Source organism: Metapseudomonas boanensis, from assembly GCF_018704125.1.
Lineage (GTDB): Bacteria > Pseudomonadota > Gammaproteobacteria > Pseudomonadales > Pseudomonadaceae > Metapseudomonas > Metapseudomonas boanensis.
The window spans coordinates 93,738-112,649 of record NZ_JAGTIS010000014.1; the positions used below are offsets into that span (position 1 = coordinate 93,738).

Consider the following 18,912-nt stretch of genomic DNA (forward strand, 5'->3'; position numbering starts at 1 on the left):
TCCGTGTTGTAATCAGGCGCTGAATGCTCTTTTACTTCATGTAAACTGCGCACCTTCACCTGATTTCAACTTGCCGGTCGTCGGCTGCTGCGCGGCAGCGACGCGATTCGGCAAGGGATGGTAAAAGGGCAGCGCAAGCTGCCCTTTTCGCATGGATACTCCCTGGCAAATGAAACGCCCAAACACATACTGGTTGTTCGTTGTGCTGATCCTGCTGCTGTCTGGCTTGCAGTATCGCCTCTGGGTGGGCGATGGCAGCCTGGCTCAAGTCAGCGACCTTCAGCGCCAGATCGCCGATCAGAAAGGCGAGAACGAGCGCCTGTTGGAGCGCAATCGCATCCTCGAAGCGGAAGTGCTAGAACTCAAGAAGGGTATGGAAACCGTCGAAGAACGTGCGCGCCACGAGTTGGGCATGGTCAAGGACGGTGAAACCCTCTACCAGATTGCCGAATGAGCCAGACTGACTTTCCTTTCTTCTGGGTGATTGTGCCTGCCGCTGGCGTCGGTGCCCGAATGCGTGCCGATCGTCCCAAGCAGTACCTCGAACTGGCTGGGCGAACCATCCTCGAGCACAGCCTGGAGTGCTTCCTAGACCACCCGCAACTCAAGCAGCTGGTGATCAGTCTCTCAGTCGATGACCCTTACTGGCCAAGCCTGCCTTGTGCCGATGACCCACGGATCACCCGCGCCAATGGTGGTAAGGAGCGCGCTGATTCGGTGCTCAGTGCATTGTTGAAACTGGCGGAACTGGGCGCGCGCCCTCACGACTGGGTTCTGGTGCATGACGCGGCGCGTCCCAACCTTTCCCGCTTCGACCTTGACCTGCTCTTGGGTGAACTGGCCGATGATGCTGTCGGTGGTCTGCTGGCTGTGCCAGCGCGGGATACCCTCAAGCGCATCGGATCTGACGGCCGGGTTGCGGAAACTGTCGACCGCAGCCTGATCTGGCAGGCCTATACGCCACAGATGTTTCGTTTCGGTGCCTTGCATCGTGCCCTGGCTGATGCGTTGGTGGCGGGTGCTGCGATTACCGATGAAGCTTCCGCAATGGAGTGGGCGGGGCTTTCCCCACGCCTGATCGAAGGGCGCGCGGATAACCTCAAGGTCACCCGGCCCGAGGACCTCGACTGGTTGCGTCAGCGCTGGTCGACACGCGGCTAGGCTTCCTCGTATTCAGGCCGCACGGCCAAGCCCTCCTTGAGCAGATCCACCAGTTGCCGGACTTTCGGTGATAGGTGTCGCTGCTGTGGATAAAGCGCCCAGACTGCGGTGTTTGGCGGGCGGTGCTGTTCCAGCAGCGATATCAGTGCGCCGCTGCGCAGATGTTCGAGCACGTAATAGTCGGGCAGCTGACACAGGCCAAAGCCTCTCAGCGCCGCATCCAGCACGGCTTGGCCGCTGTTGCAGCGCCAATTCCCCTGCACCCGTAATGAATGTTCGCGGCCCTGCTGGAGGAAGTCCCAGTGATCAGAACTGCCTATCAGGCAGTTGTGGCGCGCCAGTTCTGACAGACTGTGGGGGCGCCCGTAGCGTTCGAGGTACGACGGTGCTGCGCAGAGGTACATGACTCGTGGTGCCAGGCGCGCGGCTACCAGGCGGGAGTCCTGCAGCCGACCAAGTCGAATGGCCAGGTCCAGGCCCTCATGCACCAGGTCGAGTGTTCGGTTACTGAGCTCAATCTCCACCCGCAACTGTGGGTGCCTGGCCATGAATTCGTTGACCAACGGCACGATGAAGCGCTCGCCATAGGCGACGGCGCAGGTCAATCGGAGCAGGCCCTTGGGCTCGCTGGTCAGGTCGCTGACTGCACGCAGTGCTTCCTCGCGGGCGTCCATCAGGCGCTGGCAATGCTGCAGGAACGTCTGTCCGGCCTCAGTGAGCGCCACTTTGCGGGTGCTGCGGTAGAACAGCCGCGTCTGGAGGCGCTCCTCCAGCCGCGCAATCTGGCGGCTGACGTGTGACGAGGAGACGCCTAGGCGCTCTGCCGCGGCCGTGAACTGACCTGACTCTGCCACGGCGACGAACTCATCCAGGCCTTCCCAGCGGCTCATTGATTATCCCTCGGCAGCAATAAAGTTTTGCGAATCGCCTGATTATTTACCAAAAGCCGGTCAACTACACTCTCCGCCACTTCAATTGGCTGGAGAGTCACAATGATCAAGTCCCGTGCAGCGGTCGCCTTTGCGGCCAATCAACCCTTGGAAATTGTCGAAGTCGACGTGGCTCCGCCCAAGGCTGGCGAGGTGCTGGTTCGAATCGTGGCGAGCGGTGTCTGCCATACCGATGCCTATACCTTGTCCGGCGCGGACTCCGAAGGCGTATTCCCATGCATTCTGGGGCATGAGGGTGGCGGTATCGTCGAGGCTGTGGGCGAGGGCGTTACCTCGGTGGCGGTGGGCGATCACGTGATCCCGCTGTATACCCCCGAATGTGGCGAGTGCAAATTCTGCAAATCCGGCAAGACCAACCTTTGCCAGAAGATTCGCGCGACCCAGGGCAAGGGCCTGATGCCTGACGGCACTACCCGCTTCTCCTACAAAGGTCAGCCGATCTATCACTACATGGGGACCTCGACCTTCTCCGAATACACTGTGCTGCCGGAAATCTCCCTGGCGAAGATTCCCAAGGAGGCTCCGCTGGAGAAGGTCTGCCTGCTGGGTTGCGGCGTCACCACCGGTATCGGAGCCGTACTCAACACCGCCAAGGTGGAGGAGGGCGCGACCGTGGCGATCTTCGGTCTCGGCGGCATCGGTCTGGCGGCGATCATCGGCGCCACCATGGCCAAGGCCAGCCGTATCATCGCGATCGACATCAACCCTGCCAAGTTCGAGATCGCCAAGCAACTGGGCGCGACCGACTTCGTAAATCCGAAGGATTACGATAAGCCGATCCAGGATGTGATCGTCGAAATGACTGACGGTGGAGTGGACTATTCCTTTGAGTGCGTGGGCAACGTCCAGCTGATGCGTGCCGCGCTGGAGTGCGCCCACAAGGGATGGGGGGAGTCGGTAATCATCGGCGTTGCCGGTGCCGGCCAGGAGATCAGCACCCGCCCGTTCCAGTTGGTGACCGGTCGCGTCTGGCGGGGTTCTGCCTTCGGTGGCGTGAAGGGCCGCAGCGAGCTGCCTAGCTATGTCGATAAGGCACAAAAGGGCGAGATCCCTCTGGATACCTTCATCACTCACACCATGGGGCTGGAGGACATCAACAAGGCCTTCGACCTGATGCATGAAGGCAAGAGCATCCGCACGGTGATCCACTACTGAAGCCGCTGGGTGGATGCCGATTCATGCATCCACCGCTCTCGGACCCCGGTGGAAAACCCAATGTGGTTTTCCACCCGACGAATCAAGGGAATCACCATGACCCTGGAAAATCTTTCCTGCCAGAAGAGCTTCGGCGGCTGGCATAAGCGCTATCGCCACCGTTCAACCAGTCTGAACTGCGACATGGTGTTCGCCGTCTACCTGCCACCGCAGGCGGAGCAGGGCGCGAAACTGCCGGTCCTCTACTGGCTCTCGGGGCTGACCTGCACCGACGAGAACTTCATGCAGAAAGCTGGTGCACTGCGCCTGGCCGCCGAGTTGGGGCTGATCATCGTTGCGCCGGATACCAGCCCGCGTGGCGCGGAGGTACCTGGCGATCCAGACGGTGCCTGGGATTTCGGCCTGGGTGCCGGCTTCTACGTAAATGCCACCCAGGAGCCCTGGGCACGGCACTACCGGATGCATGACTACGTGGTGCACGAACTGCCGGCATTGATCGAGGCCAACTTCCCCGTTTCGGACAAGCGCGGTATCAGCGGGCACTCCATGGGTGGCCATGGTGCGCTGGTCTGTGCGCTGCGCAATCCCGGCCGCTACCAGTCGCTCTCGGCCTTCGCTCCAATCAGCAATCCCATGGCTTGTCCCTGGGGTGAGAAGGCCTTTTCCCGCTATCTGGGAGATGATCGCTCGCGTTGGCGGGAGTGGGACGCCTGTGCCTTGCTGGCCGAGGCCTCGGAGCGGCTGCCGATCCTGATGGACCAGGGCGATCGCGACGACTTCCTCGTCAACCAACTCAAGCCGGAGGCGCTGGAGGTGGCGGCGAAGATGGCGGGCCATCCGCTCACCCTGCGCCTGCAGCCGGGTTATGACCACAGCTACTACTTCATCGCCAGCTTCATCGATGATCACCTGAGACATCATGCGCAGGCGTTGGCCTGAAGCAGGGCGCCGGGAGGCAACGACTGACTGAGCCGTTGCTTGTCGGATCCGTTGCCAGCTCCCGGCCCTCTGCTTTCGGTTAGAATCCCGCGCTGACTTTTCAGGGCGTTTTTCTGATGATGCGAATTGGTCATGGCTACGACGTGCATCGCTTTGGCGAGGGTGATTTCATCACCCTCGGCGGTGTGCGCATCCCCCACAAATTCGGGCTCGTCGCCCATTCCGACGGTGATGTGCTGCTTCATGCACTCAGCGATGCGCTGCTTGGCGCGGCGGCATTGGGTGATATCGGCAAGCATTTCCCGGACACCGACCCTCGGTTCAAGGGCGCGGACAGCCGCGTCCTGTTGCGACACGTCCTGGCGCAGGTAAAGGCCAAGGGCTGGAAGGTGGGTAACGTGGACACCACGATAATCGCCCAGGCACCGAAAATGGCGCCACATATCGACGCCATGCGCCGGAACATTGCAGCCGACCTCGAAGTCGACCCGGATCAGGTCAATGTCAAGGCGACTACCACGGAAAAACTCGGCTTCACCGGGCGGGAGGAGGGCATTGCCGTGCACGCGGTCGCCCTGTTGGTCGCCCTATGAACGAACTTGAACTGCTTGGGCCGCGAGCCTATGGAGAGCCGACTGGGCGTGCCCAGCTCAAGGCGACCGCTGAAGACTTCCAGGTTGATGAGGTGCTGGATATCCCCTTGGCTGGTGAGGGCGAGCATCTTTGGCTCTGGGTGGAAAAACGTGAACTGAATACCGAGGAGGCGGCGCGGCGCATCGCTCGTGCCGCAGGCGTTCCGTTGCGCGTTGTCAGTTATGCGGGGCTGAAGGATAGACAGGCACTGACGCGTCAGTGGTTCAGTCTGCACTTGCCGGGCAAGGCCGATCCCGATCTGGCATCGGCCGAAAACCCCAGTCTGCGCATCCTGAAAAGCGCCCGGCACAAGCGCAAGCTCCAACGCGGGGCCCATTCGGCCAACGGCTTCATCCTTCGGCTGACACGCCTGGATGCGGATCGTGATGCGCTCGAGGGGCGTCTTCAGGCCATTGCTGCGGGCGGCATACCTAATTACTTCGGCCTACAGCGTTTCGGTCATGGTGGTGGCAATGTCATTGACGCTCGTGCCTTTGCCGAACGACGTGAGCTCCCGGTGCAGCGCAACCTGCGCTCCAGGCTGCTCTCGGCAGGACGCAGTTTCCTGTTCAATCGGGTCCTGGCGGAGCGCGTGGCTGACGGCACCTGGCAGCAAGCCTGCGTTGGTGACCTTCTGGCATTCACTGATAGCCGGAGCTTTTTTGCTGCGGGCGAGGCCGAATGCAGCGACCCTCGGCTGGCGCAGTTGGACCTTCACCCTACGGGGCCCCTGTGGGGGACTGGCGAATCTTCGGCGGCTGGTAGCTGCCAGATCCTGGAACAGCGCATTGCAGCGACTGAACCTGACCTGTGCCGCTGGTTGGCGGAAGCGGGACTGGCGCACGAACGGCGCATCCTGCGCCTCCCCATCGGCGGCCTGACGTGGCATTATCCTGAGCCTGACGTTCTGCAACTGGAATTCGTCCTGCCGGCTGGATGCTTCGCCACCGCAGTGGTGCGCGAGCTCGTCGATCTGCTGCCGGCAGGGCAGACGGAAAACCCATGCGCATTCTGATTTCCAACGACGACGGGGTTAACGCCCCGGGCCTCGCCGCTCTGTATGGCGCGCTCAAGGATTACGCTGACTGCGTGGTCATTGCGCCGGATCAGGACAAGAGCGGTGCCAGCAGTTCCCTGACATTGGACCGCCCGCTGCATCCACAGCGTCTGGATAACGGTTTCATTAGCCTCAATGGCACGCCTACCGATTGCGTGCATCTTGGGCTTAATGGGCTGCTGGAGGAGCTTCCGGACATGGTGGTGTCGGGCATCAACCTGGGCGCCAACCTGGGCGACGATGTGTTGTATTCCGGAACGGTGGCTGCGGCCCTTGAAGGACGTTTCCTCGACCTGCCGGCATTTGCGTTCTCACTGCTGTCTCGCCAGCCCGACAACTTGCCCACAGCCGCCTACTTCGCTCACCGGCTGGTGGCTGCGCGGGACCAACTTGACCTGCCGCCGCGTACAGTGCTCAACGTGAACATTCCCAACCTGCCGCTGGACCATATCCGCGGTATCCAGATTACTCGCCTGGGGCACCGTGCCCGCGCTGCTGCTCCAGTCAAGGTGGTCAATCCGCGTGGAAAGGAGGGGTACTGGATTTCTGTGGCCGGTGATGCCGAGGATGGTGGCCCGGGCACCGATTTCCACGCGGTGATGCAGGGGTTCGTCTCCATCACCCCGTTGCAGCTGGACCGCACCTTCCATGATGCTCTTGGCAGTTTGGATAGCTGGCTGGAGGGGCTGTTGTGATGTCCCGCGAACAGGATGAGTTGATGCGTCGTGGAATTGGCATGACCTCTCAGCGCACTCGTGAGCGGCTGATCCAGCGTCTTTACGAGGAGGGGCTGTCCAATCCGCACGTGCTCGAGGCCATCCGCCGCACGCCACGTCACCTGTTCGTCGACGAAGCCCTATCGCATCGGGCTTACGAGGACACAGCACTTCCCATTGGGCACAACCAGACCATCTCGCAGCCCTATATGGTTGCGCGTATGACGGAGCTTCTGCTGGCTGCAGGGCCGCTCGACAAAGTAATGGAAATCGGTACCGGCTCTGGATATCAAACGGCGATCCTTGCCCAATTGGTTGAGCGTGTGTTTTCCGTGGAGCGCATCCAGGGACTCCAGGATCGGGCCAAGGAACGGTTGTCCGAACTTAACCTGCGCAACGTAGTGTTTCGTTGGGGGGACGGCTGGGAAGGCTGGTCCGCACTTGCTCCCTACAACGGCATCATCGTCACCGCGGCTGCGGCCGAAGTGCCGCAAGCGTTGCTTGATCAACTTGCGCCGGAAGGGCGACTGGTGATTCCAGTCGGCGGCGGTGAAGTACAGCAGTTGATGCTGATCATTCGCGAAGAAAATGGATTCAGCCACCATGTGCTGGATGCCGTTCGATTCGTGCCGTTACTCAGCGGCCCACTGGCTTGACTCTTCTCGCTCGCGGGCCGGAAGGCGAGCGCAATCAACCGACCCATCAAAACCAGCTTGCCCTACATAGTTTGTGCTGCGGGTGGCTGGCCCTTATGGATAATTCCGGCACAATACGCACGATTTCGGGATGTTGAAATAAAGGGGACTAGAGTGAGCCTTATGGCCATTCGACATAGGATTTGTGTGGGAAGGGTGCTTGTTCTGCTGCCTGTGCTGGCCATGGGCGCGCTTCTGGCTGCTTGTTCCAGCACAACACGTGATGGAGTCCAGGTGGTGGACCGTAATCATCCGCGCGCAGCGGCGGGCTCGCAGCGACAGCCCGTGACGAGCGGCCAGTACCGTGTCCAGCGAGGAGACACGATGTATTCCATCGCATTTCGTTTCGGCTGGGATTGGAAGGCCTTGGCTGCGCGAAATGGGATACCTGCACCCTACGTTATTCGTCCTGGCCAGATCATTCGATTCGATGGGCAGTCAGGGCAGGCGCGTCCGACAGCGATTGCCAGGACCTCCAGCGTTGCTCCGTCAGTGGTCTCTACAAGTGCCGCCAGTCGCCCGCAAACATCCGTCCGGCAGGCCGCCACCCCGGTTGCCACGGCGCCGAGCTCGGCTTCGGCAAGCCCCCCGATGCAGCCTGTGGGCCGCTCTGCGGCGGGCTGGGCGTGGCCAGCGAGCGGTGCGCTGATCGGTCGTTTTTCATCAAACGGGAGTTTGAATAAAGGGATTGATATCGCTGGGGAATTAGGCCAGCCTGTCCTGGCTGCGTCAGATGGTTCTGTGGTGTACGCCGGAAGTGGACTACGGGGCTACGGCGAGTTGGTAATCATCAAGCACAGCGATACCTATGTAAGTGCCTATGGACATAACCGTAGGTTGTTGGTCCGGGAGGGTCAGCAGGTCAAGGTCGGGCAGACAATTGCCGAGATGGGCTCAACGGGGACTGACCGGGTGAAGCTGCATTTTGAGATTCGCCGCCAAGGTAAGCCTGTAGACCCGCTGCAGTACCTGCCACGTCGTTGATCCAGATTCAGCCCGTTCCACCACGTTGGTAAGGACGGGCTCGGGCGGCGCCAGGGATGAAAGGCATCGTCAGGGCTTGTTGTCGAACTCAGCAAGGGACAAAAACAATGGCACTCAATAAAGAAGCGCCGGAGTTTGACGTCGATGACGAACTGCTCCTCCTGGAGCCGGGCGTCATATTGGACGAAGCATTGACCGAGGAGAATGACGCGCCTCTGCCTGCCGCTAAATCCAGACACTCAACCTCACCCAAGCAGCACAAGTATATCGACTACACCCGCGCGCTTGACGCGACCCAGCTTTACCTCAACGAAATCGGTTTTTCCCCCCTGCTTACTCCGGAAGAAGAAGTGCATTTCGCGCGCTTGGCTCAGCGCGGAGATCCGGCTGGGCGCAAGCGCATGATCGAAAGCAACCTGCGCCTGGTAGTCAAAATCGCCAGACGCTATGTCAATCGCGGATTATCGTTGCTTGACTTGATCGAAGAGGGGAACCTTGGCCTGATCCGGGCTGTGGAGAAGTTCGATCCGGAGCGGGGATTCCGTTTCTCCACTTACGCCACTTGGTGGATCCGCCAGACCATCGAACGCGCAATCATGAATCAGACGCGGACCATTCGGTTACCGATTCATGTGGTCAAGGAACTGAACGTCTACCTGCGGGCTGCGCGCGAACTCACCCATAAGCTCGACCACGAGCCTTCTCCGGAGGAGATTGCCAACCTGCTGGAGAAGCCGGTTGATGAGGTCAAGCGGATGCTCGGCCTCAATGAGCGGGTGACTTCGGTGGATGTATCGCTTGGTCCAGACTCCGACAAGACGTTGCTGGATACCCTGACCGACGATCGTCCGACCGACCCTTGCGAACTGCTACAGGACGATGATCTTTCCCAGAGCATTGATCAGTGGCTATCGGAATTGACCGATAAGCAACGTGAAGTGGTGATTCGGCGCTTCGGCTTGCGTGGCCACGAAAGTTGCACGCTTGAAGAAGTGGGGCAGGAGATCGGTCTGACTCGCGAGCGGGTGCGCCAGATTCAGGTCGAGGCGCTCAAGCGTTTGCGGGAGATTCTGGAGAAGAATGGGTTGTCCAGTGACTCATTGTTTCAATAGTGTCACACAGCTCAGCAGAGCCCGGCTTTAGCCGGGCTTTTTTATGCGTGGCGATGTAAGTGATTGCTTACACGTGGTGTAGGTGATCACCAGAACTGGCGGAAAGTTAACAACGAAAAAATGTGTGAAAACTTATGTAAGGTATTCAAAATAAATAATAAATTATTTCTGAAGAACTCTTTGAGCGTTGCGTTTCTGTTTTTCGGCGGGCTTGCCCGTTAGTTCCGGGTTGCTAATATCACCCCTGCGTACAGGACGTATGCAGGTCGACACCGGACGTTGACTAGGACATCGTAGGACACGATTCATCAGGATGATGAACAAGGAATACAGGGAATAGGGACAAAAGAGTGGGCGGGTAATCCCCGCCCCTTTTTTTGCCCGAAGAAAGCAAAAGGCCCGCAACTGCGGGCCTTTTGTATATGGGCAGCTTGGCGCGGTTAGCGCTCAAGGTGCTCCAGTTTGCCTTTGACGCCGTCCCACTCTTCAGCGTCGGGCAGCGATTCCTTCTTCTCGGTGATGTTCGGCCAGACTTCAGCCAGGTCACGGTTCAGGTCGATGAATTCCTGCATGTCCTCAGGTACTTCATCTTCTGAGAAGATGGCCTGGGCCGGGCATTCAGGCTCGCAGAGAGCGCAATCGATGCACTCGTCCGGATGAATGACCAGGAAATTCGGGCCTTCGTAGAAGCAGTCCACCGGACAGACTTCCACACAATCGGTGTATTTGCATTTGATGCAGTTGTCGGTGACGACGAAGGTCATTTCTATTCTTCTCCTCAAGCGGCGGCTCGGAAGCCTTCTATATCAGGCCTCTCGGCTCGGGAATGCACGATTGCGGGGCCGGCTGAACCCCGACGCACTCCAGAGCGCGCGGGATTCTAGCAGCTTGCGTGGGTTGGCGTTAGATGCGTGACTTCAATGTATATATCAGCTCCAGTGCGCGGCGGGGTGTCAGATCATCGGGATTGATCTTCGACAATTCGTCCAGAACCGGGTGTGGCAGGCTGGCGAACAGGTCGCTCTGCATAGGCGCGCGGGGTTGTCCGGAAAGCGGGCGAGGCACTTCGTGGGGCAGGCTAGTGGTTTCCAGGCGTGACAGATGTTCCTTGGCTCGCTGGATGACCCCGCCAGGTACGCCTGCCAGTTGTGCCACCGCCAGGCCGTAGCTTTGGCTCGCTGGGCCGGGCAGCACATGGTGCAGGAATACGATTCGCTCGTTGTGCTCGGTTGCGTTGAGATGCACGTTGGCGACCACAGGCTCGCTCTCAGGCAAGACTGTCAGCTCGAAATAGTGAGTTGCGAACAGCGTGAATGCACGCAAGCGTGCCAAATGCTCAGCGGCTGCCCAGGCCAGCGACAGACCGTCAAACGTGCTGGTGCCACGCCCCACTTCGTCCATGAGCACCAGGCTGCTAGCACTGGCATTGTGGAGAATGTTGGCGGTTTCACTCATTTCCACCATGAAAGTAGAGCGTCCGCCAGCCAGATCATCGCTGGAGCCGATACGGGTGAAAATCCGATCGACCAGTGACAGCTCGCAACTGGCTGCGGGTACGAAGCAGCCGATATGGGCGAGAAGCACAATCAACGCGGTCTGGCGCATGTAGGTCGATTTACCACCCATATTGGGGCCGGTGATGATCAACATGCGTGTGGCGTCGTCCAGTCCGAGGTCGTTGGCCACGAATGGGGTATCCAGTACCTGCTCGACTACGGGGTGGCGACCCTGGCTGATTCGCATGCAGGGCTCATCGACGAAGCGCGGACGATTCAGGTCGAGATTCAGGGCGCGCTCGGCAAAGTTGCTCAGCACGTCCAGCTCCGCCAGCGCTGCAGCAGTGTCTTGCAACGGCGCCAGTTGTTCGATCAACAGCTCCAGCAGTTCGTCATAGAGCATCTTCTCGCGAGCCAGGGCACGGCTTTTGGCAGACAGCGCCTTGTCCTCGAAAGCTTTCAGTTCCGGGGTGATGAAGCGCTCGGCGCCTTTCAGTGTCTGGCGTCGGATGTAATCCGCCGGTGCCTGCTCGGCCTGCACGCGCGGCAATTCGATGTAGTAACCGTGGATTCGGTTGTATCCGACCTTGAGGTTGGGTAGCCCTGTGCGTGCTTTCTCCCGGGCCTCGAGGTCCATGAGGTACTGCCCAGCGTTCTCGCTGAGCGCCTGAAGCTCGTCGAGCTCGGCGTCATAGCCCGTCTTGATCACGCCGCCGTCGCGAATCACTGCCGGCGGATTATCAATGATTGCCCGGGCGAGCAGTTCAGCGAGCTCGGGATAGGTGCGGATGCTGCCAGCCAGACCCTGTAAGTGGGGCACGTCAAGCTCGGTCATGGCGCCTTGAAGTTGTGGCAAGGCGGCAAGTGCATCGCGCAGGCGCGCCAGGTCACGGGGGCGCGCATTACGCAGGCCGATACGCGCCAGGATGCGCTCGACGTCGCCGATCTCCTTCAACTGCGGCTGCAGGCTCTCGAAGCGATAACGCTCCAGCAAACAGTCGATCGCATCCTGGCGAGCCTCCAGAACCGAGCGGTCGCGCAGAGGGCGGTTCAGCCAGCGGCTCAATAGGCGACTGCCCATGGCGGTCTGGCAGCGGTCGATAACCGACTGCAGCGTGTTGTCGCGCCCACCGGACAGGTTGAGATCCAGTTCGAGGTTGCGCCGACTGGCGGCGTCGAGGATGACCGTGTCATCGATTCGCTCGTGGCGCAGGCTGCGCAGGTGGGGCAGGGCGGTGCGCTGGGTTTCCTTGGCATAGCCGAGCAGACAGCCGGCGGCACCGATCGCCAGGGTCAAGGTCTCGCAGCCGAAACCTTTCAGGTCCTGAACGCCAAACTGCTGGCAGAGGCTCTTGAATGCGGAGTCTCGGTCGAAGTCCCAGGGCGCACGACGGCGAACACCCTTGCGCTTCTCGGCAGGTAGCCCCTGGGGCCAGTCATCGGGTATCAACAACTCCGCGGGATTGAGGCGCTCCAGTTCAGCCAGCAGGTTTTCCCAGCTTTTGATCTCTTGCACGCTGAAACGACCGCTGGTGATGTCCAGCGCCGCGAGGCCAAACAAGCGCTCGTCACCCAGTACGGCTGCCAGCAGGTTGTCGCGGCGCTCGTCGAGCAGCGCCTCGTCGCTTACCGTACCTGGGGTTATGATCCGGACCACCTGGCGTTCCACGGGGCCCTTGCTGGTCGCCGGGTCGCCGATCTGTTCGCAGATCACCACCGACTCACCCAGCTTGACCAACTTGGCCAGGTAGCCTTCCACCGAGTGGAAGGGGATGCCGGCCATGGGAATCACCTTGCCGGCCGACTGGCCACGGGCGGTCAGAGTGATATCGAGAAGCTTGGCCGCCTTCTTGGCGTCCTCGTAGAAGATCTCGTAGAAGTCTCCCATGCGGTAGAACATCAGCTGGTCCGGATGCTGGTTCTTCAGCCTCCAGTACTGCTGCATCATGGGGGTGTGTTCACTGAGATCGTTCTGACTCATCGACTGGCCTTGCGTGCAAAAGGCGCTAGTGTACGGTATCCCATTGGCATGCTTTAACCCCGGAGTGCATATGTACGTATCAGATGAAGATCTGACGACCCTTGCTGCCCGCCTGGGCGAGTTGCTCAAGGCCCAAGGCGCTCTCGTCAGCACCGCCGAGTCCTGCACTGGTGGGGGCATTGCAGAAGCCATTACGCGGATTCCTGGCAGTTCTGCTTGGTTCGAGGCGGGTTACATCACCTATTCAAACCAGCAGAAAACGCTGCAGTTGGCCGTGCCATCCGAGCTGTTCCCACAGGTTGGGGCGGTCAGTCGGGAGGTGGTCGAAGCGATGGTCCGGGGAGCCCACTCGCACAGTGGGGCGCGTTTTGCAGTATCTGTCAGCGGCGTTGCCGGTCCCGATGGCGGATCAGTGGACAAGCCGGTGGGTACAGTCTGGATCGCGTGGGGCGATGGTGCCCGAATACTGGCCGAGCGCTTCCATTTCCCTGGCGATCGACTCTCCGTGCGCCGGCAAGCGGTTGCGTCAGCTCTCCAGGGGCTGATCCGACTAGCTGCAGGATAAAAAGCCTGTGAGGGGTAGGCGCGTGACTTGCCCTATGGAATAATACTGGCTACTTATACAGTTGTTGGTGGCCGCCAGGCCCTCTTGATTTTAGTGAGGACTTCAATGGACGAGAACAAGAAGCGTGCTTTGGCTGCTGCCCTGGGCCAGATCGAGAAACAGTTCGGCAAAGGTGCCGTGATGCGCATGGGCGATCATGATCGCCAGGCCATTCCTGCAATTTCCACCGGTTCCCTCGGGCTGGACATCGCTCTCGGGATTGGCGGCTTGCCAAAGGGGCGTATCGTCGAAATTTACGGTCCGGAGTCTTCCGGTAAAACCACCCTGACCCTCTCGGTCATTGCTGAAGCCCAGAAGCAAGGCGCCACCTGTGCCTTCGTCGATGCCGAACACGCACTGGATCCGGATTACGCCGGCAAGCTTGGTGTGAATGTCGATGACTTGCTGGTTTCCCAGCCTGATACCGGCGAGCAGGCACTGGAAATCACCGACATGCTGGTGCGCTCCAATGCTGTCGACGTGATCATTGTCGACTCTGTGGCTGCACTGGTACCCAAGGCCGAAATCGAAGGCGAGATGGGTGACTCCCACGTTGGTCTGCAGGCCCGCCTGATGTCCCAGGCGCTGCGTAAGATCACTGGTAACATCAAGAACGCCAACTGCCTGGTGATCTTCATCAACCAGATCCGGATGAAGATCGGCGTGATGTTTGGCAACCCCGAAACCACGACTGGTGGTAACGCCCTGAAGTTCTACGCATCCGTGCGTCTGGATATCCGTCGCATCGGCGCTGTGAAGGAAGGCGAGGAAGTGGTGGGCAGCGAAACTCGCGTCAAGGTCGTCAAGAACAAGGTCGCCCCGCCGTTCCGTCAGGCTGAGTTCCAGATCATGTACGGCAAGGGTATCTACCGCACCGGCGAGATCATTGACCTGGGCGTACAGCAGGGGCTGATCGAGAAGTCCGGCGCCTGGTACAGCTACCAGGGCAACAAGATCGGCCAGGGTAAGGCCAATGCAGCCAAGTATCTGGAAGACAATCCCGAGACTGGCAGCGCCATCGAGAAGATCATTCGCGAGAGGTTGCTGGTGGATTCCGCAGCGAGCAAGTCGGCAGCGACTGCGGAAGATCTGGCTGATGTAGATATCTGATATCTCAATGCCCGTCATACTCGACAGCCCCGCTGCTGTGCGGCGTGCTGCTATGGACCTGCTTGCGCAACGCGAACATGGGCGGGTCGAGCTGACGCGTAAGCTGCGTCAGCGTGGCGCCCCGATCGAGTTGATTGACAGTGCCCTCGACCGTTTGGCGGAAGAGGGCCTGCTCTCCGAATCCCGTTATCTTGAAAGCTTCATCGCCAGCCGTGCCCGAGGTGGCTATGGGCCGCAGCGCATTCGTGAAGAATTGGCGCTGCGTGGGCTGCCGCGCGGCGATATTGATCAGGCGCTGCGTGAGGCTGAGGTCGATTGGGGAGAGCAGTTGCGTGAAGTCTGGTGTCGCAAGTTCGGTGGTCGGCTGCCTCAGGACGCTCGCGAGCGCGCTCAGCAAGGTCGTTATCTTGCCTACCGGGGTTTCTCCATGGAGATGATCAGCCGAGTGCTTCGTGGCGGTTCCTTGGACGATTGAAACGGGCAGCCTTAAGCCATGCGCTCTTGGCGCATGGCTATCAATCGTGATCGAGGAATGTGCGTGGTTTGTCGGCTCAGGCCTTGGCGGCCCAGTTCTGCGGCAGGTTGATGAAGTCGATCAACTCACGCAGACGGCCATGGTCGCGGCCGTTGAATGGGAAGGCCAAGCGGATCAGGTCGCAGAATTCCGGCTCGTCCTTTTCCGACTCACAGTAGGGTTGTAGGGTGAATGCCCCTTGCTGGCACAGGTCACCGAAACTCTCCTGAACATGCACCATGGCTTCATCGTTGAGGCCGTGATTCATGCGGATTACGAAGATGTTCTTCAGCCAGCGGCTTGAATGGTAGTTGCTGTAGAACCTGGAAATCTCGGCGGCTGCCTCGTCAGCGCTCTTTACCAGACGCATCAGTTTCATATCGCTGGGCAGGATGTAGCGATTTTCCTCCAACTGCCTATGCAGGAAACTCATGGCGTCTTCCCAATAGCTGCCATCGGGTTCGTCCAGCAGCAAGATCGGAACGATTGGACTCTTACCAGTCTGGATCAGCGTGAGCACTTCCAGTGCTTCGTCCAGCGTGCCGAAGCCTCCGGGACACAGCACCAAGGCATCTGCTTCCTTGACGAAGAACAGCTTGCGTACAAAGAAGAAGTGGAACGAAAGCAGGTGCTCTGAGCCGTCGACGATGTCATTCGCGCGTTGCTCGAAGGGCAGGGTGATGTTCAGCCCGAGGCTGTTTTCCAGTCCGGCTCCTTCGTGGGCTGCTGACATGATGCCGCCACCGGCACCAGTGATGACCATCAGGTCGCGCTTGGCCAGTTCACTGCCGAGATGGCGAGCGAGAGCATAGAGCGGGTGTTGTTTTGGGGTGCGCGCGGAGCCGAAAACCGTGACTTTGCGTCTGCGCTTGAACTGCTCGAGGGCGCTGAAGGCATGCTCCAGCTCGCGCAGGGTCTGCAGCATGATCTTGGCATCCCAGCGATTGCGGTCCGCCTGGGCCATCCGGACCACAGTGATCAGCATTTCTCGATAGAGAGAGAGGTTGGGGCTGCCGCTTGGGACAGTGAGGTTGATCAGTTCGTCGACCTTTTGCCGGAGGTCGATGCCGCTGGTTTGGAAGTGCCGGGATAAATAATCGTCCGGGTCATACGACATAGCCATCTCCTTGCTCATCAACTTCTCAGAGCGTTCACTGCTGGCCGGGTTCCCGAATCCGGGCGACCTGGTCGAGTCGCTCAATTACAGCTTGCGGCAGTGACTGCATCTTTTCCAGTTCGTCGTGCCCGAATCGGGCCCTGGTGCAGATCGAGCGTGCCTCTGGAGAATGAGTCGAGCGTTTGCCGCTGCTGGAGAGTGAAGTGATCGCAGCGTTGATTGGATTGAGACGGCTGGCAAGGTCCAAGGCAGGATGCCTGGAGGCACGTGATCGATCACCAGCGAAGGGGCGATAACCAACGGCCTCCTGCAAATGGCCGATCGGCTTAGTCAGCCGAGCCGGACTTAAGGCCGCAGTCGCTTGCTTTGAAGCGCTCTGTGGCAATCGGCCGATTGGTCTTGTACTCGTTGAACTCGTAGCGCAGGCCAGCACCACGTGCCAGAAGCTGGCGATAGCCAGTGTTGCGGCAGACACTGGCGCCGAGTTGGGCGCGCACCGAGTCAGGGTTGGCACGCATCTGCGCCGCATGGCTCGGGCGGACGCTGAGGTGATTCACCAGTTCCTTGCCGTCCACGCTGTAGCCTTGGTCGAGGATGTCCTCGTTGATGGCGCGAGGGGTGCCGACGCTGCTCTCCTTGGCCACTTTCTCCAGCATTTTGGTCAGCTCGAAATCCTTGAGCGAAGAGGCTTGGGCGCAGAATGACAAAGTGGCGCACAGGGCGACGGCGATGGGGCGCAGCATGGGAATCTCCTGAACAAATGAAGCGTTTTGACCAGCGGCGTAATTGTGCGTTCGCCTGCCCTGAATGTCGCGCGAAAAAATACCTGTCCTGGCAGGTGGCACAAGGGGTACTCCGTCTCTCTGGTAAACTCGGCAACCCCGCTGCTTGTGGCGCGACGTTGCGCCCTTTACCTGTTGCACTGGATCGACCCGATGAGTCATGCCGTTTTCCGTCTGCGCGCCGAATGCCTGGCACGCAGCACCCGTCCTTTTGTCGCGCGAGGATCGCGCGCGCCGCGCTGCCCAGAATGCCGCGTCGCCTTTGATTACTGCTTCTGTGAACTGCGACCGGTTGTGCCGGCCAAGGCGGGAGTATGCCTGCTGATGTATCACTCGGAGCCAATGAAGCCGAGCAATACCGGCTGGCTGATCGCGGACCTGGTACCGGACACCTGGGCCTTCGGCTGGTTACGCACCGAGGTCGATCCGAAGCTCGACGCGTTGCTCGATGATCCGCAATGGCAGCCTTACGTCGTATTTCCGGGGGAATACGCAGAGGAAGCGCGTGTGGTCGACCAGGTGAGCCTGGCGGACGCTAAACGGCCACTGTTCATTCTGCTCGATGCGACCTGGACTGAAGCACGCAAGATGTTCCGCAAGAGCCCTTATCTGGATCGCTTCCCGGTGCTGAGTCTGACACCCGAGCAGATATCCCGGTACCAACTGCGGCGCTCCAAGCGAGAAGAGCACCTCTGCACGGCGGAAGTAGCGGCCCTGTGCCTGGACCTTAGCGGAGACAGCCGGGCAGCCGGGGCGCTGAACGCGTATCTGGATGTGTTCACCGAGCGCTATATCGGCGCCAAGCGAGCGCTGCCCCTTGATGAGGCGAGTCCGGCGCATCAGGCCCTCAAAGCGTTCCTATAACGGATAGTTCAGGCTTCTGCCTTCGCTGGGGCGGCCTTGGCCGCCTGCTTGTGTGGCCACAATTGAGCCACCAGCATGCCGACGAACATCAGCGCACAGCCCATGTAGCCGCGAGCGTGCAGCGACTCGCCGAGCATCAGCGCCCCGGCTATCGCTGCGAAAACTGCTTCCAGCGAAAGGATGATCGCCGCGTGGGAGGCAATGGCATGGCGCTGGGCGACTACCTGCAGCGTGTAGCCGATTGCCACTGCGATCACTCCGCCATAAAGAATTGCCGGCCCGGCTTGGGCGATCGCTGCCAGTTGGATTTCCTCGAAGACCACAGCCAGACCAAGGCTGACCACGGCGCAGACCGCGAATTGCAAGATAGCCAGGCGAATCGGGTCGTACCGGCTGGCAAAGAACCCCACCAGCAGTACATGCACGCCCCAAACGCAAGCGCCCGCCAGTTGCAGCCAGTCGCCGGAGGCAACCTGGAAATTGTCACCCACGCTGAGCAGGAACATTCCCGCCACCGCCAGTGACGCTCCCAGCCAGGTCCCGAAACCCGTGCGGTGGCCGAGCAACAGTCCCAGCAGCGGCACTATGATTACGTAAAGACCGGTGATGAAGCCCGAATTGGTCACGCTGGTGAAGAGCAGCCCAACCTGCTGCAGGTTGATGCCCAGGGACAGCGCCAGGCCCATCAGCACGCCGCCCAGCAGCATGCCCCGGTTGAGCGGTTGCTGAGCAGCTGGCTTGGGCAGCACCAGGAGCAGTGGAAGCAGGACAAGTGCGCCGAGGGTGAAGCGCAATCCGGTGTAGAGGAAGGGGCCGATTGCGTCCATACCCAAGCGCTGGGCGACGAAGGCAGCTCCCCAGATGGCGGCGGTGATCAGCATCAGGATGTCGGCGCGCAGAGCTTGGCTTCGCATGGTGGTTCTCAGTGGTAAAAGTCGGGAACTTTGCCGTAAAGCGATTGACTTGACCACCCTGCGCTGGCTGGGCATGCTGGGCGCCGCTTTACGGCCTGCCCGTATCAAGCTCTGGGCCGGGCCGGCGT

At 60.1% G+C, this 18,912-nt stretch carries 20 protein-coding genes; 14 read left to right on the plus strand and 6 right to left on the minus strand.

The annotated features are described in order from the left end of the window. Window positions 1-169: 169 nt before the first annotated feature. Complete coding sequence (gene ftsB, locus J7302_RS21185) at window positions 170-454, plus strand: cell division protein FtsB (RefSeq protein ID WP_215379237.1); 285 nt, start codon at window positions 170-172, stop codon at window positions 452-454. Then, a complete protein-coding gene (gene ispD, locus J7302_RS21190) occupies window positions 451-1,161 on the plus strand; it encodes a 2-C-methyl-D-erythritol 4-phosphate cytidylyltransferase (protein WP_215379240.1) in 711 nt (236 codons plus the stop codon). Before ftsB ends, ispD begins: the two co-directional genes overlap by 4 nt. Here the strand turns inward: ispD and J7302_RS21195 are convergent. Next, window positions 1,158-2,051, minus strand: coding sequence for a LysR substrate-binding domain-containing protein (locus J7302_RS21195; protein ID WP_215379243.1), 894 nt, complete (start codon window positions 2,049-2,051; stop codon window positions 1,158-1,160). The genes ispD and J7302_RS21195 overlap by 4 nt on opposite strands. A gap of 102 nt (window positions 2,052-2,153) precedes the next feature. On the opposite strand from J7302_RS21195, the gene J7302_RS21200 reads away from it, so the two are divergent. From J7302_RS21200 to rpoS, 8 genes are all read left to right on the plus strand, one after another. Continuing rightward, window positions 2,154-3,266, plus strand: coding sequence for an S-(hydroxymethyl)glutathione dehydrogenase/class III alcohol dehydrogenase (locus tag J7302_RS21200; RefSeq protein ID WP_215379247.1), 1,113 nt, complete (start codon window positions 2,154-2,156; stop codon window positions 3,264-3,266). A 96-nt stretch (window positions 3,267-3,362) separates the two neighbouring features. After that, window positions 3,363-4,205 carry an S-formylglutathione hydrolase gene (fghA, locus tag J7302_RS21205; protein ID WP_251702187.1) on the plus strand — a complete coding sequence of 281 codons (843 nt, stop codon included), beginning with the start codon at window positions 3,363-3,365 and terminating at the stop codon, window positions 4,203-4,205. A gap of 119 nt (window positions 4,206-4,324) precedes the next feature. Continuing rightward, window positions 4,325-4,798 (plus strand): 2-C-methyl-D-erythritol 2,4-cyclodiphosphate synthase, encoded by a 474-nt coding sequence (ispF, locus tag J7302_RS21210; protein WP_215379368.1) that lies wholly within the window; start codon window positions 4,325-4,327, stop codon window positions 4,796-4,798. Then, window positions 4,795-5,853, plus strand: coding sequence for a tRNA pseudouridine(13) synthase TruD (gene truD, locus J7302_RS21215; protein ID WP_215379251.1), 1,059 nt, complete (start codon window positions 4,795-4,797; stop codon window positions 5,851-5,853). The genes ispF and truD overlap by 4 nt, the downstream gene beginning before the upstream one ends. Beyond that, window positions 5,841-6,590: a 5'/3'-nucleotidase SurE gene (gene surE, locus J7302_RS21220; RefSeq protein WP_215379254.1), complete on the plus strand. Its 750-nt coding sequence runs from the start codon at window positions 5,841-5,843 to the stop codon at window positions 6,588-6,590. The genes truD and surE overlap by 13 nt, the downstream gene beginning before the upstream one ends. Then, a complete protein-coding gene (locus tag J7302_RS21225) occupies window positions 6,590-7,267 on the plus strand; it encodes a protein-L-isoaspartate(D-aspartate) O-methyltransferase (RefSeq protein WP_394359102.1) in 678 nt (225 codons plus the stop codon). Before surE ends, J7302_RS21225 begins: the two co-directional genes overlap by 1 nt. A 162-nt stretch (window positions 7,268-7,429) precedes the next feature. Next, on the plus strand, window positions 7,430-8,290 hold the full coding sequence (locus J7302_RS21230; RefSeq protein ID WP_215379257.1) for a peptidoglycan DD-metalloendopeptidase family protein: 861 nt from the start codon (window positions 7,430-7,432) through the stop codon (window positions 8,288-8,290). Window positions 8,291-8,397: 107 nt separating this feature from the next. Next, window positions 8,398-9,402 carry an RNA polymerase sigma factor RpoS gene (gene rpoS / locus J7302_RS21235; RefSeq protein WP_215379262.1) on the plus strand — a complete coding sequence of 335 codons (1,005 nt, stop codon included), beginning with the start codon at window positions 8,398-8,400 and terminating at the stop codon, window positions 9,400-9,402. Window positions 9,403-9,842: 440 nt separating this feature from the next. Here rpoS and fdxA read toward each other — a convergent pair whose 3' ends face one another. Next, window positions 9,843-10,166: a ferredoxin FdxA gene (fdxA, locus tag J7302_RS21240; protein WP_215379266.1), complete on the minus strand. Its 324-nt coding sequence runs from the start codon at window positions 10,164-10,166 to the stop codon at window positions 9,843-9,845. A 139-nt stretch (window positions 10,167-10,305) separates the two neighbouring features. Continuing rightward, entirely contained in the window at window positions 10,306-12,879 is a 2,574-nt protein-coding gene (gene mutS, locus J7302_RS21245; RefSeq protein WP_215379269.1) for a DNA mismatch repair protein MutS, read from the minus strand. Window positions 12,880-12,949: 70 nt separating this feature from the next. Here mutS and J7302_RS21250 point away from each other — a divergent pair, with 70 nt between their 5' ends. The 3 genes from J7302_RS21250 (at window position 12,950) to recX (ending at window position 15,068) form a co-directional block, all read left to right on the plus strand. Continuing rightward, window positions 12,950-13,444 carry a CinA family protein gene (locus J7302_RS21250; RefSeq protein WP_215379272.1) on the plus strand — a complete coding sequence of 165 codons (495 nt, stop codon included), beginning with the start codon at window positions 12,950-12,952 and terminating at the stop codon, window positions 13,442-13,444. A gap of 105 nt (window positions 13,445-13,549) precedes the next feature. Further along, window positions 13,550-14,593 carry a recombinase RecA gene (recA, locus tag J7302_RS21255; RefSeq protein WP_215379275.1) on the plus strand — a complete coding sequence of 348 codons (1,044 nt, stop codon included), beginning with the start codon at window positions 13,550-13,552 and terminating at the stop codon, window positions 14,591-14,593. 7 nt (window positions 14,594-14,600) lie between these two features. Continuing rightward, window positions 14,601-15,068 (plus strand): recombination regulator RecX, encoded by a 468-nt coding sequence (gene recX, locus J7302_RS21260; protein ID WP_215379279.1) that lies wholly within the window; start codon window positions 14,601-14,603, stop codon window positions 15,066-15,068. Between the two features lie 76 nt (window positions 15,069-15,144). Here the strand turns inward: recX and J7302_RS21265 are convergent, their stop codons facing one another. Together J7302_RS21265 and J7302_RS21270 are read right to left on the minus strand one after the other, a co-directional pair. Then, the gene (locus J7302_RS21265) at window positions 15,145-16,224 is read right to left on the minus strand and encodes an LOG family protein (protein WP_215379283.1); all 1,080 of its coding nucleotides are present in this window, start codon (window positions 16,222-16,224) and stop codon (window positions 15,145-15,147) included. 326 nt (window positions 16,225-16,550) lie between these two features. After that, window positions 16,551-16,967 (minus strand): quorum-sensing-regulated virulence factor family protein, encoded by a 417-nt coding sequence (locus tag J7302_RS21270; protein WP_215379288.1) that lies wholly within the window; start codon window positions 16,965-16,967, stop codon window positions 16,551-16,553. Between the two features lie 192 nt (window positions 16,968-17,159). Between J7302_RS21270 and J7302_RS21275 the strand changes: the two genes are divergently transcribed. Then, on the plus strand, window positions 17,160-17,870 hold the full coding sequence (locus tag J7302_RS21275; protein WP_215379291.1) for a tRNA-uridine aminocarboxypropyltransferase: 711 nt from the start codon (window positions 17,160-17,162) through the stop codon (window positions 17,868-17,870). A gap of 8 nt (window positions 17,871-17,878) precedes the next feature. On the opposite strand, the gene J7302_RS21280 is transcribed toward J7302_RS21275, so the two are convergent. Continuing rightward, window positions 17,879-18,859 (minus strand): DMT family transporter, encoded by a 981-nt coding sequence (locus J7302_RS21280; RefSeq protein ID WP_394359103.1) that lies wholly within the window; start codon window positions 18,857-18,859, stop codon window positions 17,879-17,881. Between the last annotated feature and the right edge of the window lie 53 nt (window positions 18,860-18,912).